The 13,587-nt window shown below is 64.3% G+C and carries 10 protein-coding genes; 8 read left to right on the top strand and 2 right to left on the bottom strand.

The window, feature by feature from the left end; all coding sequences use genetic code 11:
- Nucleotides 1-33: 33 nt before the first annotated feature.
- A complete protein-coding gene (locus ACIPUD_RS35020; RefSeq protein WP_377827721.1) occupies nt 34-708 on the top strand; it encodes an NAD(P)-dependent oxidoreductase in 675 nt (224 codons plus the stop codon).
- Between the two features lie 23 nt (nt 709-731).
- On the opposite strand, the gene ACIPUD_RS35015 is transcribed toward ACIPUD_RS35020, so the two are convergent.
- Both ACIPUD_RS35015 and ACIPUD_RS35010 read right to left on the bottom strand, forming a co-directional pair.
- Nucleotides 732-2,468 (bottom strand): protein kinase domain-containing protein, encoded by a 1,737-nt coding sequence (locus tag ACIPUD_RS35015; protein WP_446482469.1) that lies wholly within the window; start codon nt 2,466-2,468, stop codon nt 732-734.
- 55 nt (nt 2,469-2,523) lie between these two features.
- Nucleotides 2,524-3,363, bottom strand: coding sequence for a formate/nitrite transporter family protein (locus ACIPUD_RS35010; RefSeq protein ID WP_018457093.1), 840 nt, complete (start codon nt 3,361-3,363; stop codon nt 2,524-2,526).
- Between the two features lie 676 nt (nt 3,364-4,039).
- Between ACIPUD_RS35010 and ACIPUD_RS35005 the strand changes: the two genes are divergently transcribed.
- The 7 genes from ACIPUD_RS35005 (at nt 4,040) to ACIPUD_RS34975 (ending at nt 13,337) form a co-directional block, all read left to right on the top strand.
- Nucleotides 4,040-5,359: a CmpA/NrtA family ABC transporter substrate-binding protein gene (locus ACIPUD_RS35005; protein WP_085352121.1), complete on the top strand. Its 1,320-nt coding sequence runs from the start codon at nt 4,040-4,042 to the stop codon at nt 5,357-5,359.
- Between the two features lie 60 nt (nt 5,360-5,419).
- Nucleotides 5,420-6,316 carry a nitrate ABC transporter permease gene (ntrB, locus tag ACIPUD_RS35000; protein ID WP_085352122.1) on the top strand — a complete coding sequence of 299 codons (897 nt, stop codon included), beginning with the start codon at nt 5,420-5,422 and terminating at the stop codon, nt 6,314-6,316.
- An 11-nt stretch (nt 6,317-6,327) separates the two neighbouring features.
- Nucleotides 6,328-7,122, top strand: coding sequence for an ABC transporter ATP-binding protein (locus ACIPUD_RS34995; protein ID WP_085362269.1), 795 nt, complete (start codon nt 6,328-6,330; stop codon nt 7,120-7,122).
- Between the two features lie 338 nt (nt 7,123-7,460).
- Entirely contained in the window at nt 7,461-8,840 is a 1,380-nt protein-coding gene (locus ACIPUD_RS34990) for an MFS transporter (protein WP_018457089.1), read from the top strand.
- 119 nt (nt 8,841-8,959) lie between these two features.
- Entirely contained in the window at nt 8,960-9,388 is a 429-nt protein-coding gene (locus ACIPUD_RS34985; protein WP_026233298.1) for a globin family protein, read from the top strand.
- Nucleotides 9,389-9,398: 10 nt separating this feature from the next.
- On the top strand, nt 9,399-10,616 hold the full coding sequence (locus ACIPUD_RS34980) for an NAD(P)/FAD-dependent oxidoreductase (protein WP_085385885.1): 1,218 nt from the start codon (nt 9,399-9,401) through the stop codon (nt 10,614-10,616).
- Between the two features lie 15 nt (nt 10,617-10,631).
- A complete protein-coding gene (locus ACIPUD_RS34975) occupies nt 10,632-13,337 on the top strand; it encodes a nitrate reductase (protein ID WP_446482468.1) in 2,706 nt (901 codons plus the stop codon).
- Nucleotides 13,338-13,587 lie beyond the last annotated feature (250 nt).

The following is a 13,587-nucleotide window of genomic DNA, read 5'->3' as shown; positions in this document are numbered from 1 at the left end:
CACGTCCCCATCACGACAACGAGGACTCCCATCATGACCTCTTCAATCGCCACTGTTCCGGCGGATCCGCAAGGTGCGACGAAGATATTGGTGCTTGGAGCGACCGGTGCCACCGGTCGCCTGATCGTCAACCAGGCGGTGGCGCGAGGCTACGACGTCACCGTGCTGGTGCGTTCCGCCGAGAAGGCACGTGACATCACGGGGGCGAAGCTTATCGTCGGAGACGCCCGCGATGAAACAGCCCTGCGCGCAGCCCTCAAAGGCCGTGAGGCCGTGGTCAGTGCGCTGGGTACACCGGTAAGCCCGTTCCGCGAGGTGACGCTTCTCTCGACCGCGACGCGCGCGCTCGTGAGCGCGATGAAGGCCGAGCAGGTCTCGCGGCTCGTTTGCATCACGGGAATGGGCGCCGGCGACAGTGCCGGGCACGGCGGCTTTATCGCCGACAATGTGATCTTTCCGCTTCTCCTGAAGAAGGTGTACGCCGACAAGGACCGGCAGGAAGCAATCGTCAGAGACAGCGGGCTGGACTGGGTCCTGGTTCGCCCCTCGATCCTGAACAACAAGCCCGGCCGCGGCTCGGTCCGGGCCCTGACGGATTTTTCGGGCTTCCATGGCGGTAGCATCGCGCGCGAAGACGTTGCGACATTCGTGCTCGATCAGGTGCGCGCCGATACCTGGCTGCATCGGTCTCCGCTGATCACGTGGTGATGCTTTGCGTGGCTACACCCGGATCAGCGCGCGTGCAGCATCGCTAGCAGGACCACGACGACGCAGGCGAGCGCCGCCGTGGTCAATTTCCAGAACATCAGCGGGCTGCGCTCCAAGAGCGGCGTGATCCGCGTGTCGAGATAGGCCGGATTGGGTGTGCGAAGCTCGAAGACGAATTCGGACAGATCCTCGTGCCGCTTGTAGGGATCCGGATGCAGCGCACGTCTGAGCGCGCCGTCGACCCAGGCGGGCACGTTGCTGTCGTCATCGGCCGGGCGGTATTTGAGCCTCCGCACGTCCGCCTTGCGCCGGACCCTGGCGATTTGGGTGCCATAGGGAAGCTTTCCCGTCAGCATCTGGTAACAGATCACGGCGAGCGAAAACATGTCGGAGCGCGGCGAGCCGCCTTGCCCAAGAAAATATTCCGGCGCCGTGTACTGGACCGTTCCCAGAATTTCGTCGGTCTCGTCCTGTGGCGCGGCCTCCGCGACGCCTGCCACCTTAACCGATCCGAAGTCGATGATCTTCGCGGTGCCGGTCTTGTCGATCAGGATGTTGTCGGGCCTGAGGTCCTGATGCAGCATCTCCATGCGGTGGAAGGCGCGCAGGCCCGCGGCGATCTGCTCGACCAGTCCGCGGACGGTTTCGAGATCGGGGCGCGGATTGTCCGTCATCCATTGCCGCAAGGTCTGACCTTCGACGAATTCGGTCGCGACGTAGAGGTAGCTGCGCCGTTTCGACTGTGACAACGGCTTGAGCACGTGCGGGCTGTCGATCCGGCGCGCGATCCACTCCTCCATCAGGAAGCGCTTGAGGTATGCGGCATTGTCGCGCAAATCGATCGACGGGAGCTTCAGCGCGACCGGCTCCTCGGTCACCGCGTCGACGGCAAGGTAGATGTGGCTGCGGCTGCTGGCGTGGATTTCGCGGACGATCCTGTAGCCGTCGAAGACGGCCCGCGGCTCCGGCAGCGGGGGAAGCGGCAGCTGGGAGGTCTGGTTGAAGATGCCGGCCGGCTCGCGCTGCGGCACTGCATCGATGCGGAGGATCTGGACTGTGATGTTGTCGTCGCTGCCGCGCCGGTAGGCTTCCTCGACGATCGCCTTCGCCGCTCCGTCGAGCTCGGCTGCATGCTCGCTGAGCGCACTCGTGACAAAACGCGCGTCGACGAATTCATAGGCGCCGTCGGTCGCCAGCAGGAACGTGTCGCCAGTCTCGATCTCGAAACTCTGGTAGTCGATCTCGAGCTGCGGATTGATCCCGAGCGCACGGCCGAGATAGGTCTGCTCCGAGGACACGATGATCCGGTGATCGTCGGTCAGCTGTTCGAGCGCCTTGCCGGCCACGCGGTAGACGCGACAGTCGCCGACGTGGAAGATGTGCGCGGTGCTCGCCTTGATGACCATGGCGCTCAGCGTGCAGACATAACCCTTGTCACGGTCATAGGCATATTGGCTCTTGCGCGTCTGCGCGTGGAGCCAGGAATTGGTCGCGTCCAGCACGCGGCGGGCGGAGGTCTTCACCGTCCAGGATTCCGACGTGCAATAATAGTCCATCAGGAAGCTCTTGACCGCCGACTCGCTGGCGATCTGGCTCACCGTGCTGCTGGAGATGCCGTCGGCGAGGACGGCCGCAATGCCCTTCAGGCTGAGCATCGGCTCGTCCGGAACGAGGACGCCGTGAAAATCCTGGTTGATGGGCTTGCGACCCTTGTCGGAATGCTGGCCGACCGAGATCTGAAGTCCGCGGGTCATCGTCATCACCGGCAAAGGGGAGCCTCACCCTGATCGGGCGAGGCTCTCCTGTCGAGACGTATCAGGCCGCGACGCGGGGCGACGTGGCCTTGCCGGCCTGGCGCTTCGGCTTGGTCATGACGTGCGTGGCGTAGAGGGTCATGCCGGTGAAGGCGAGGCCGCCGACGAGGTTGCCGAGCACCGTCGGGATCTCGTTCCAGATCAGGTAATCCATGATCGAGAATTTTGCGTGCAGCATCAGGCCCGACGGGAACAGGAACATGTTCACGACGGAATGCTCGAACACCATGTAGAAGAACACCAGGATCGGCATCCACATCGCGATGACCTTGCCGGGGACCGAGGTCGAGATCATGGCGCCGACCACGCCGGTCGAGACCATCCAGTTGCAAAGCATGCCGCGCAGGAACAGCGTCGCCATGCCGGCCGCGCCATGCGCAGCGTAGCCCAGCGTTCGGCCTTCGCCGATATTGCCGATCGCGGTGCCGATCTTATCGGGGTCCTGCGTGAAGCCGAAGGTCGTGACGAAAGCCATCATGAAGGCCACGGTGAAGGCGCCGGCGAAGTTGCCGACGAAGACGAGGCCCCAGTTGCGCAAGACGCCACCGATGGTGACGCCGGGGCGCTTGTCGATCAGGGCGAGCGGGGAGAGCACGAACACGCCGGTCAGGAGGTCGAAGCCCAGCAGATACAGCATGACGAAGCCGACCGGGAACAGCAGCGCGCCGATCAGCGGCTGCCCCGTGTTCACGTTGATCGTGACGGCGAACCATGCCGCGAGCGCCAGGATGGCGCCGGCCATGTAGGCGCGGATGATGGTATCCCGGGTGGACATGAAGACTTTGGACTCGCCCGCATCCACCATCTTGGTGACGAATTCCGAAGGCGCGAGATACGACATCGATGGTTCCTTTTGCTTCCTAAGAAAGAGATCTCGCCCTCCTGCGAGAGCGATTGAACGTCACTGCCCGTGCGGGCTGACCTGCCGCGCACGAGGCGATGGAGAGTTGGAAGCCTTTGGGATTGCGTCACGACGACCGAGCCGAGGAGGGCCGCGAAGCAGTTGAGCTTCCGGGATGCAGCCGCCAGCGCCTGCATCAATGCGGCAAAGCCGCAGTCTTCATTGACGTAAATGGAGAAGCAATTTGCGTGCCGTGTGCTGGGCTCATAAAAAGCAAGCAACATCAATCTGATAGAGCTTTGGCTGCCCCGGCTTTTGCGCTTGATGCGGCCTTTTTGCTTGAGCTGCTGCACAACTTTTGTGCGCCGCACAATTATTGGGCAAGCCGCAAATTTCGCGAGCGGAACGGGCCTGCGACAGACTGGCGCGCTGCCTGTAGCATACTGATCTTTCGAGATTTTCTACGTTGCGGCGCTTGGCACGAAGCTTGAATAGTTCCAGCCCGACGCCATTGAAGCCGTCCCGCGAGACTTCTCATCCGAATTGCCGACGCCACCAGACGGGGGTCTCCCCGCCGCGCGTTCGCATGCGCAGCTTCAGGCGTCGCCGGACCGGATGGGCTGCTCGTGTGCACTGACGCAATCATTCTGCAACGACGCAAAGGACGATATCGCCCATGACCAAGCGCACCCGCCGGCCGTCGGACACTGGCCTCAGCCGCCGTCAATTGTTGAAGGCCGCCGGCTCGACCGCCGCACTCCTGGCCGCCGTAAAACTGAATTTCCCCGCTGGCGCCTTCGCGCAGGACGCCGGCCCCGAGGTCAAGGGTGCCAAGCTCGGCTTCATCGCGCTGAGCGATGCCGGCCCCTTGTTCGTCGCCAAGGACAAGGGCCTGTTCGCCAAATACGGCATGCCCGACACCGACGTGCAGAAGCAGGCCTCCTGGGGCACCACGCGGGACAATCTCGTGCTCGGCTCAGAAGGCAACGGCATCGACGGTGCGCACATCCTCACCCCGATGCCGTATCTGATCTCGGCCGGCAAGGTGACGCAGAACAATCAGCCGACGCCGATGTACATCCTGGCGCGGCTCAATCTCGACAGCCAGTGCATCTCCGTCGCCAACGAATATGCCGACCTGAAGCTCGGCGTCGACGCCACGCCCTTCAAGGCGGCGCTGGAGAAGAAGAAGGCCTCAGGCAAGGCCGTGAAGGCCGCGATGACCTTCCCCGGCGGCACGCATGACCTCTGGATCCGTTACTGGCTCGCCGCCGGCGGGATCGATCCCGACAAGGACATCGAGACCATCGTGGTGCCGCCGCCGCAGATGGTGGCCAACATGAAGGTCGGCACCATGGATTGCTTCTGCGTCGGCGAGCCCTGGAATCTGCAATTGATCCATCAGAACATCGGCTACACCGCCATCAACACCGGCGAACTCTGGAACAAGCATCCGGAAAAATCCTTCGGCATGCGCGCCGCCTTCGTCGATAAATATCCAAAGGCCTCGAAGGCGCTGCTGATGGCGGTGATGGAAGCGCAGCAATGGTCGGACAAGGCCGAGAACAAGGCCGAGCTTGCCGCCATCATGGGCAAGCGGCAGTGGATGAACTGCCCCGTCGAAGACGTGCTCGACCGCACCGCTGGCAAGTTCGACTACGGCATCCCGGGCAAGGTGGTCGAGAACTCCCCGCACATCATGAAGTATTGGCGCGACTTCGCCTCCTATCCGTTCCAGAGCCACGACCTCTGGTTCCTCACGGAGGACATCCGCTGGGGCAAGTACGAGGCGAATTTCGACACCAAGGCGCTGATCGCCAAGGTCAACCGCGAGGACATGTGGCGCGATGCGGCCAAGACGCTCGGCGTCGCAAGTGCGGAGATCCCGGCCTCTACGTCGCGCGGCAAGGAGACCTTCTTCGACGGCAAGGTGTTCGATCCGGAAAATCCCGCTGCCTATCTGAAGTCGCTCGCGATCAAGCGCGTCGAAGTCTGATGGAGCCAGCGGCCGCCTCCGGGCGGCCGCATCGTCTTTTGCAGCCGGAGAGATATTGCGATGAACATGCCCGCCACGAAGATCGAGGTTGAGACCGCGAAGCCTGCGAGCGCTGCCGCGCCGGTCGTCGCGATGACACCGAAGCGGCCGCCGCGATCGGAGACTTACGCGCGGATGGCGCGGGAGACCGCCGTGCGCGTTATCCCGCCGCTCGTCGTGGTCGCGTTGCTCATGCTGATATGGGAGCTGGTCTGCCGTCGCGCCGGCTCGGCGCTGCCGCCGCCGTCAAAAGTCTTCAAGGACACCAAGGAGCTGATCCTCGATCCGTTCTTCGACCATGGCGGCATCGACAAGGGTCTGTTCTGGCATCTCTCCGCCAGTCTCCAGCGCGTCGCGCTCGGCTATTCGCTCTCCGCCATCGCCGGCATCGCGCTCGGCGTCCTGGTCGGCCAGTCGGTCTGGGCCATGCGCGGGCTCGATCCGCTGTTCCAGGTCTTGCGCACGATCCCACCGCTGGCCTGGCTGCCGCTTTCGCTCGCGGCCTTCCGTGACGGCCAGCCGTCGGCGATCTTCGTCATCTTCATTACCTCGGTCTGGCCGATCATCATCAACACCGCGGTCGGCATCCGCAACATTCCGCAGGACTATCGCAACGTCGCCGCAGTGGTGCAGCTCAACCCGCTCGAGTTCTTTGCCAAGATCATGATCCCTGCCGCCGCGCCCTACATCTTCACGGGACTTCGCATCGGCATCGGCCTGTCATGGCTCGCGATCGTCGCCGCGGAAATGCTGATCGGCGGCGTCGGCATCGGCTTCTTCATCTGGGACGCCTGGAACTCCTCGCATATCAGCGAAATCATCCTGGCGCTGTTCTATGTCGGCATCATCGGCTTCGTGCTCGACCGCCTGATCGCGGGCGCCGGCAAGATCGTCACCCGCGGCACCGCGCTGAATTAAAGGGGAAGCACATGACCGCTTATCTGAAGCTCGACCATATCGACAAGATTTTCACCCGCGGCGCAGCCTCCACGGAGGTGCTGAAGGATATCAATCTCACCATCGACAAGGGCGAATACGTCTCGATCATCGGCCATTCCGGTTGCGGCAAGTCGACCCTGCTCAACATCATCGCAGGCCTGACCAACGCCACCATGGGCGGCGTGCTGCTCGAGAACCGCGAGGTGAACTCGCCGGGACCGGATCGCGCGGTGGTGTTCCAGAACCACAGCCTGTTGCCATGGCTGACCGTGTACGAGAACGTCCGGCTCGGCGTCGACAAGGTCTTCGCCAAGACCAAGAAGCGCGCCGAACGCGACGCCTGGGTCATGCACAATCTCAACCTCGTGCAGATGGCCCATGCCAAGGACAAGCGGCCCTCGGAAATCTCCGGCGGCATGAAGCAACGCGTCGGCATTGCCCGCGCGCTTGCCATGGAGCCGAAAGTATTGCTGCTCGACGAGCCTTTCGGCGCGCTCGACGCACTGACCCGCGCGCATTTGCAGGATTCGGTGATGGCGCTGCATCAGAAGCTCGGCAACACCATTCTGATGATCACCCACGACGTCGACGAGGCGGTGCTGCTGTCCGATCGCATCGTCATGATGACGAATGGGCCGAGCGCGCGCATCGGCGAGGTGCTGGAGGTGCCGCTGGCGCGGCCGCGCAAGCGGCTCGAACTCGCGACCAACGTCACTTACCTGAAGTGCCGGCAGCGCGTGCTCGAATTCCTCTATGAGCGTCATCGCTTCGTCGAAGCCGCGTAGGCGCGTCACCAACAGATGCTCACGCAACGCCTAATTTTGAATCATCAAGCTCAATCCTTGTGCGGCGCACAGGGATTGAGCGAATCGCAAAATTTGCGTGCGAAATAGTGCTGCAAGAATTTGGGGCACGACGAACAAGCTCCTGAATTTCCTGCGTTTCCGGAATGCGCGCAGTTGGCACGGAAATTGAAACACCGACCGCGACGCCAACGACGACGTCCCTCAACATCATCAATCAGCATCGTGAACTCGCCACCGGGGCTTGGCCTCGGCGCGCGCCTCCGTGGCCGGAGGCTGAGCCTGCAACGACGCAGCGGTGAGGCAAGAAGGGATACTCAATGACGAAGAATCCAACCTGGATTTCAGACTGGCGCCCCGAAGATGAGGCGTTCTGGAATGCGACTGGCAAGACTATCGCGCGACGCAACCTGATCTGGTCGATCGTGGCCGAACATATCGGCTTCTCGGTCTGGCTGATCTGGAGCATCGTCACCACCAAGCTGCCGCAGGCGGGCTTCCACTACACCACCGACCAGCTGTTCCAGCTCGTCGCGGTGCCCGGGCTGATCGGCGCGTTGATGCGCTTTCCCTACACCTTCGCGGTGACGACCTTCGGCGGGCGCAACTGGACCATCTTCAGCGCGGCGATCCTGCTCATTCCGACGCTTTCGCTGGCTTATTTCGTCGGCCAGCCCGACACGCCGTTCTGGCTGATGCTGCTGATTGCCTCGACCGCCGGTCTCGGCGGCGGCAATTTTGCCTCCAGCATGACGAACATCTCGTTCTTCTTCCCCGACCGGATGAAGGGGTGGGCGCTCGGACTGAATGCGGCCGGCGGCAATATCGGCGTCTCCAGCGTGCAGCTCCTGACCCCGATCCTGATGACGCTCGCCGTCATCAACCTGTTCCAGGCATCGCCCGTCGACGGCGTCTTCCTCCAGAACGCCGGCCTGATGTGGGTGCTGCCGATCGCGATCGCGGTGTTCGGCGCAGTGTTCTTCATGAACAACCTGACCACGGCCAAGTCGTCGATCAAGAACCAGCTCGCCGTGGTCAGGCGCAAGCACACCTGGATCATGGCGTATCTCTATATCGGCACGTTCGGCTCCTTCATCGGCTACTCGGCTGCATTTCCGCTGTTGATCAAGACCCAGTTCCCGCAAGTCACCATTGCGATCGCGTTCCTGGGGCCGCTGGTCGGCTCGCTGTCGCGGCCGCTCGGCGGCTGGCTTGCCGACAGGATCGGCGGCTCGGTGATCACGTTCTGGAATTTCATCGTGATGGCAGGCGCGACGATCGGCGTGCTCTACTTCGTCGGGCACAAGGATTTCATCGGCTTTCTGTCGATGTTCCTGGTCCTGTTCGTGACGACGGGCATCGGCAACGGCTCGACCTACCGCATGATCCCCTCGATCTTCCGCGAGCAGAATTTGTTCAGGGTGCGCGGCAAGGGCGATGCGGAGCGCGCGGTCGCCTTGAAGACGGCGAGCATCGAGAGCGGTGCTGCGGTCGGCTTCATCGGCGCGGTCGGCGCCGTTGGCGGCTATCTGATCCCGACCGGGTTCGGCAAGTCGATCGCGCTGACCGGCGGGCCGCAGCTCGCGCTCGCGATCTATCTCGGCTTCTACGCCTCCTGCCTCGCGCTGACCTGGTGGTTCTATCTGCGTCGCAGCCCGCAGGGCGAAGGCGCGTCAAGCCTCGCCGGCGCGCGTGTCTAATACTTGGTACGAATCTCGCTTCTCCCCATACGCGGGGAGAAGCATTGCCCGACAGTTTGACAATGAACCTGGTTCGCAATGGCGCGCACCAAGGCAAACCCAACAGGCAGGAGAACATCATGACGCCGGAACAGATCACCCTCGTGCAGCAGAGCTTTGCCAAGGTCGCGCCGATTTCCGCGCAGGCCGCGGTGCTGTTCTACGATCGCCTGTTCGAGGTGGCGCCATCCGTGCGCGCGATGTTCCCCGAGGACATGACCGAGCAGCGCAAGAAGCTGATGGGCATGCTCGCCGCCGTCGTCGGCGGTCTGTCGAATCTGGACTCGATTCTTCCGGCGGCCTCCGCGCTTGCGAAGCGTCACGTCGGCTACGGCGCCAAGGCCGAGCACTACCCCGTGGTCGGCGCGACCTTGCTGTGGACCCTGGAGAAGGGCCTTGGCGAGGCCTGGACGCCCGAACTCGCTACCGCCTGGACCGACGCCTACGGCGTGTTGTCCGGCTACATGATGTCCGAGGCCTACGGCGCACAGTCGCAGGCCGCTGAATAGGAGATGCGTTGTGAGTGAACCGCTGGTCATTGTCGGAAACGGTATGGCGGCCGCGCGTCTGGTCGACGAGCTCGCCAAGACCGCACTCGGCCGCTACGCGGTCGCCGTCATCGGCGAAGAGCCGCGGCTCGCTTACAACCGTGTTCTGCTCTCCTCCGTGCTGGCCGGCGAGACCGGCTCGCACGAGATCGAGCTCCGACCCGCCGACTGGTGGCGCCATCGCGGTGTCACGGTGCGCTACGGCTATCGGGTCACCGAGATCGACACCGGCCGACGCGAGCTCAAGATCGAAGGCGAAGAGAGCATGGAATATTCCAAGCTCGTGCTCGCCGTCGGCTCGACGCCGCTACGGCTCAACGTGCCCGGCGCCGATCTCGCCGGCGTGCACACCTTTCGCGATACCCGCGACGTCGACCTGCTGCTGACGCTCGCGGCCGCCAGGAAGCGCGTCGTCGTGGTCGGCGGTGGTCTGCTCGGACTCGAAGCGGCCTACGGCCTCGCCAAGGCCGGAGCGCCGGTGACGCTGCTGCACCTGATGGACCGGCTGATGGAGCGCCAGCTCGATGCCTCCGCCGCGGACCTGCTCAAGACACTGGTCGAGCGCAAGGGCATTCGTATCCTGCTCAATGCATCCACAGCGCGCATCCACGGCGAAGGTCATGTCCAAGCGGTCGAGCTTGCCGACGGCAGCCGCATCGAGGCCGATGCGGTGATCTTCGCCGCCGGCATCAGGCCCAACATTGCGCTCGCAAAGGACGCCGGCATCGCAGTCAACCGCGGCATCGTCGTCAACGACGAGATGCAGACGGCGTCACCCGATATCTACGCGCTTGGCGAATGCGCCGAGCATCGCGGCACCTGCTACGGCCTCGTCGAGCCTGCCTACGAGCAGGCGCGCGTGCTGGCGCGGCATCTCGCGGGCCGTCCCGCGGCCTATCAGGGCAGCGTGGTCTCGACCAATCTGAAGGTGTCGGGCGTCAGCGTATTCTCCGCGGGCGACTTCATGGGCGGGGAGGGCAGCGAGAGCCTCGTGCTGTCAGACCGCAGGCGCGGCACCTACAAGAAGCTCGTCATCTCCGACGGCCGGCTCACCGGCGCGGTGCTGATCGGCGATACCGTTGATGCGCTCTGGTATCTCGAGCTGATCCGCAATCGTGACAAGGTGGCGGCGATCCGCACCGACATGATGTTCGGCCGCGCGCTCGCGCGTCCCTCCAAAGCGGCTTGATTGAGGCGGCTCGATATGACGGCGATCGATCCCACGCTCCGCGCTACCAAAACGACCTGTCCGTATTGCGGCGTCGGCTGCGGCGTGCTGGCGACGCCAGACGGCAAGGGCGGCGCGGCGATCGCGGGCGATCCCGATCATCCTGCCAATTTCGGCCGGCTGTGCTCCAAGGGCTCGGCGCTCGGCGAGACGGTCGGGCTCGAAAGCCGGCTGCTCTATCCGATGATCCGCTGCAAGGGCGTGCTCGAACGCGTCGCCTGGAGCGATGCGCTCGATCACGTCGCCCACCGCATGCAGCACATCGTCGCGCGCGACGGCGCCGACGCGGTCGCATTCTATCTCTCGGGCCAGCTGCTGACCGAGGACTATTACGTCGCCAACAAGCTGATGAAGGGCTTTGTCGGCACTGCGAACGTCGACACCAATTCGCGGCTCTGCATGTCGTCATCGGTCGCCGGTCACCGCCGCGCCTTCGGCGCCGACACCGTGCCCGGCTGCTACGAGGATCTCGACCAGGCCGATCTTCTGGTGTTCGTCGGCTCGAATGCCGCCTGGTGCCATCCCGTGCTGTTCCAGCGCATGCTGAAGAACCGGCAGGAGCGCGGCGCGCGCATGATCGTGATCGATCCGCGCCGCACCGACACCGCGACCGACGTCGATCTGTTCCTCGGCCTCAAGCCCGGCACCGACACGGCGTTGTTCTCCGGCCTGTTCGTTCACCTCGCCGACAATGGTGCCCTGGATCAGGACTACATCGGGCAAAACACGTCGGGCTTTGACGACGCGCTGGCGCGCGCACGCAGCATCGCCGGCAGCATCACCGCGACCGCACTGGCGACCGGCCTCTCCGAGCAGGACGTTGCCACCTTCTTCAAGATGTTCCGTGACACGCCCCGCGTCGTCACGCTGTACTCGCAGGGTGTCAATCAGTCGGCGCAGGGCACCGACAAGGTCAACGCGATCCTGAACTGCCATCTCGCCACGGGGCGCATCGGCAAGCCCGGTGCCTCGCCGTTCTCGCTCACCGGCCAGCCCAACGCGATGGGCGGCCGCGAGGTCGGCGGCCTCGCCAACCAGCTCGCCGCACACATGAACTTCACGCCGCCGGACATCGATCGCGTGCGGCGGTTCTGGAAGGCGCCGCGTATCGCGACCCATGAAGGGTTGAAGGCGGTGCAGCTGTTCGAAGCCATCAACCGCGGCGAGGTCAAGGCGCTGTGGGTGATGGGCACCAACCCCGCGGTGTCGCTGCCCGACGCGGACTTCGTGCGCGAGGCGCTGAAGAAGCTCGAGCTGTTCGTGGTCTCCGAGAACGTGCTCTCCAACGACACGGTCGATGCCGGGCCGCACGTGCTGCTGCCCGCGCTGGCCTGGGGCGAGAAGTCGGGCACCGTGACCAATTCCGAGCGCCGGATCTCGCGCCAGCGTTCGTTCCTGCCGGCGCCCGGCGAGGCGCGGCCGGACTGGTGGATCCTGAGCGAAACCGCAAAACGCCTCGGCTTCGGCGACAGTTTTAATTACAAATCCGCAGCCGACATCTTTCGCGAGCACGCCGCGCTCTCGGCGTTCGAGAACGATGGCAGCCGCGACTTCGATATCGGCGCGCTGACCTCGCTGTCCGACGAGGGCTTCGACGCGTTGAAGCCCGTGCAGTGGCCCGCGCGCGAAGGCCAGGCGCCCGGCGAGCGCTTCTTCGCGGCCGGCGGGTTCTTCACCAATGACGGCAAGGGCCGCTTCGTCGCGCCGGAGGTGCCGGCGCTGCGCGGCGAGACCGGGCCGTCGCGGCCGCTGCGGCTCAACACCGGGCGCATCCGCGACCAGTGGCACACCATGACGCGCACGGGCCTCAGCCAGCGGCTCGGCGCGCATCTGCCCGAGCCGTTCGTCGAGATTCATCCCGATGACGCCGGCAGATACAACGTCGTTCATGACGGCTATGCCCGCATCACCACTGACTACGGCCAGTGCACCCTCAAGGTCGTCGTCAGCGACCGCCAGCAGCGCGGCACGCTGTTCGCGCCGATCCACTGGAGTGCGATGAACGCCTCGCACGGTCGCGTGGGGGCGCTGGTCGCACCGTTCACCGATCCGTTCTCGGGGCAGCCGGAGTCGAAGGCGACACCGGCGGCGATTTCGCCTTATGAATACGTCTTCCGCGGCTTTGCGTTGTCGCGCAAGCAGCTGGAGCTGCCGCCGAACCTGATGTGGACCCGCGTCACTGTTACCGGCGGCTTCGGCTACCTCTTCGCCGACAATGCGGACCTGTCGCGCTGGCCGGCCTGGCTCGGTGGCGTTGCCGGCGAGGACGTCGCCGACTATCGCGACCTCGGCGGCGGCGTTTATCGCGCGGCCTCGTTTGCCGGCGACCGCATCGAAACCTGCCTGTTCGTCGGCCCCGCGCATGATGCCGGGGACTGGGAGGTGGTGAAGAGCCTGTTCGTGGCCGACCACGTCACCGATGAGCAGCGGCGCATGCTGCTGTCCGGCAAGTCGAGCGAGGGCGCGGCTTCGACCGGTCCTGTCGTCTGTGCCTGCTTCGGCGTCGGCCGCGGCACCATCTGCGACACCATCGCCGCAGGCGCGCGCACAGCCGCCGAGATCGGCGCAAAGCTCAAGGCCGGCACCAATTGCGGCTCCTGCATCCCCGAGCTGAAGCGCCTGATCGCGACAACGGAGGTGGCTCCGGCGATGCGGGCGAAGGTCGCGGGCGCTGCCGGGTAGCCGCGACTTTCTCGGTCGCCGCTGCATGCTCCGCCGTCATCGCCGGGCTTGATGTTTAGACCGGACAGATCACTGACAGGTGTTCGGAGACATAGCTGACACTTCAAACTGGGCTGGAATGGTCGATTCGGGAGGCCTTCCATGCCCTGGAACGAGGTGTCGGTGATGGATCAGCGACGGGAGTTTGTGCGGCTTGCGTTGCAGGAAGGGGCGAACCGGCGGGAGTTGTGCCGGCGGTTCGGGATCAGTC

The sequence above is a fragment of the Bradyrhizobium sp. CAR08 genome (assembly GCF_052871955.1).
The sequence above is the reverse complement of the archived record's forward strand: the minus strand, read 5'-3'. Positions and strand labels throughout refer to the sequence as shown.

Excerpts from the sequence above, each read along its gene's own strand:
- ACIPUD_RS34975 (WP_446482468.1), top strand. The coding sequence starts at position 10,632 with ATGACGGCGATCGATCCCACGCTCCGCGCTACCAAAACGACCTGTCCG.
- ACIPUD_RS34995 (WP_085362269.1), top strand. The coding sequence starts at position 6,328 with ATGACCGCTTATCTGAAGCTCGACCATATCGACAAGATTTTCACCCGC.
- ACIPUD_RS35010 (WP_018457093.1), bottom strand. The coding sequence starts at position 3,363 with ATGTCGTATCTCGCGCCTTCGGAATTCGTCACCAAGATGGTGGATGCG.
- ACIPUD_RS35020 (WP_377827721.1), top strand. The coding sequence starts at position 34 with ATGACCTCTTCAATCGCCACTGTTCCGGCGGATCCGCAAGGTGCGACG.
- ACIPUD_RS35015 (WP_446482469.1), bottom strand. The coding sequence starts at position 2,468 with ATGACGATGACCCGCGGACTTCAGATCTCGGTCGGCCAGCATTCCGAC.
- ACIPUD_RS34990 (WP_018457089.1), top strand. The coding sequence starts at position 7,461 with ATGACGAAGAATCCAACCTGGATTTCAGACTGGCGCCCCGAAGATGAG.
- ACIPUD_RS34985 (WP_026233298.1), top strand. The coding sequence starts at position 8,960 with ATGACGCCGGAACAGATCACCCTCGTGCAGCAGAGCTTTGCCAAGGTC.
- ACIPUD_RS35005 (WP_085352121.1), top strand. The coding sequence starts at position 4,040 with ATGACCAAGCGCACCCGCCGGCCGTCGGACACTGGCCTCAGCCGCCGT.
- ntrB (WP_085352122.1), top strand. The coding sequence starts at position 5,420 with ATGAACATGCCCGCCACGAAGATCGAGGTTGAGACCGCGAAGCCTGCG.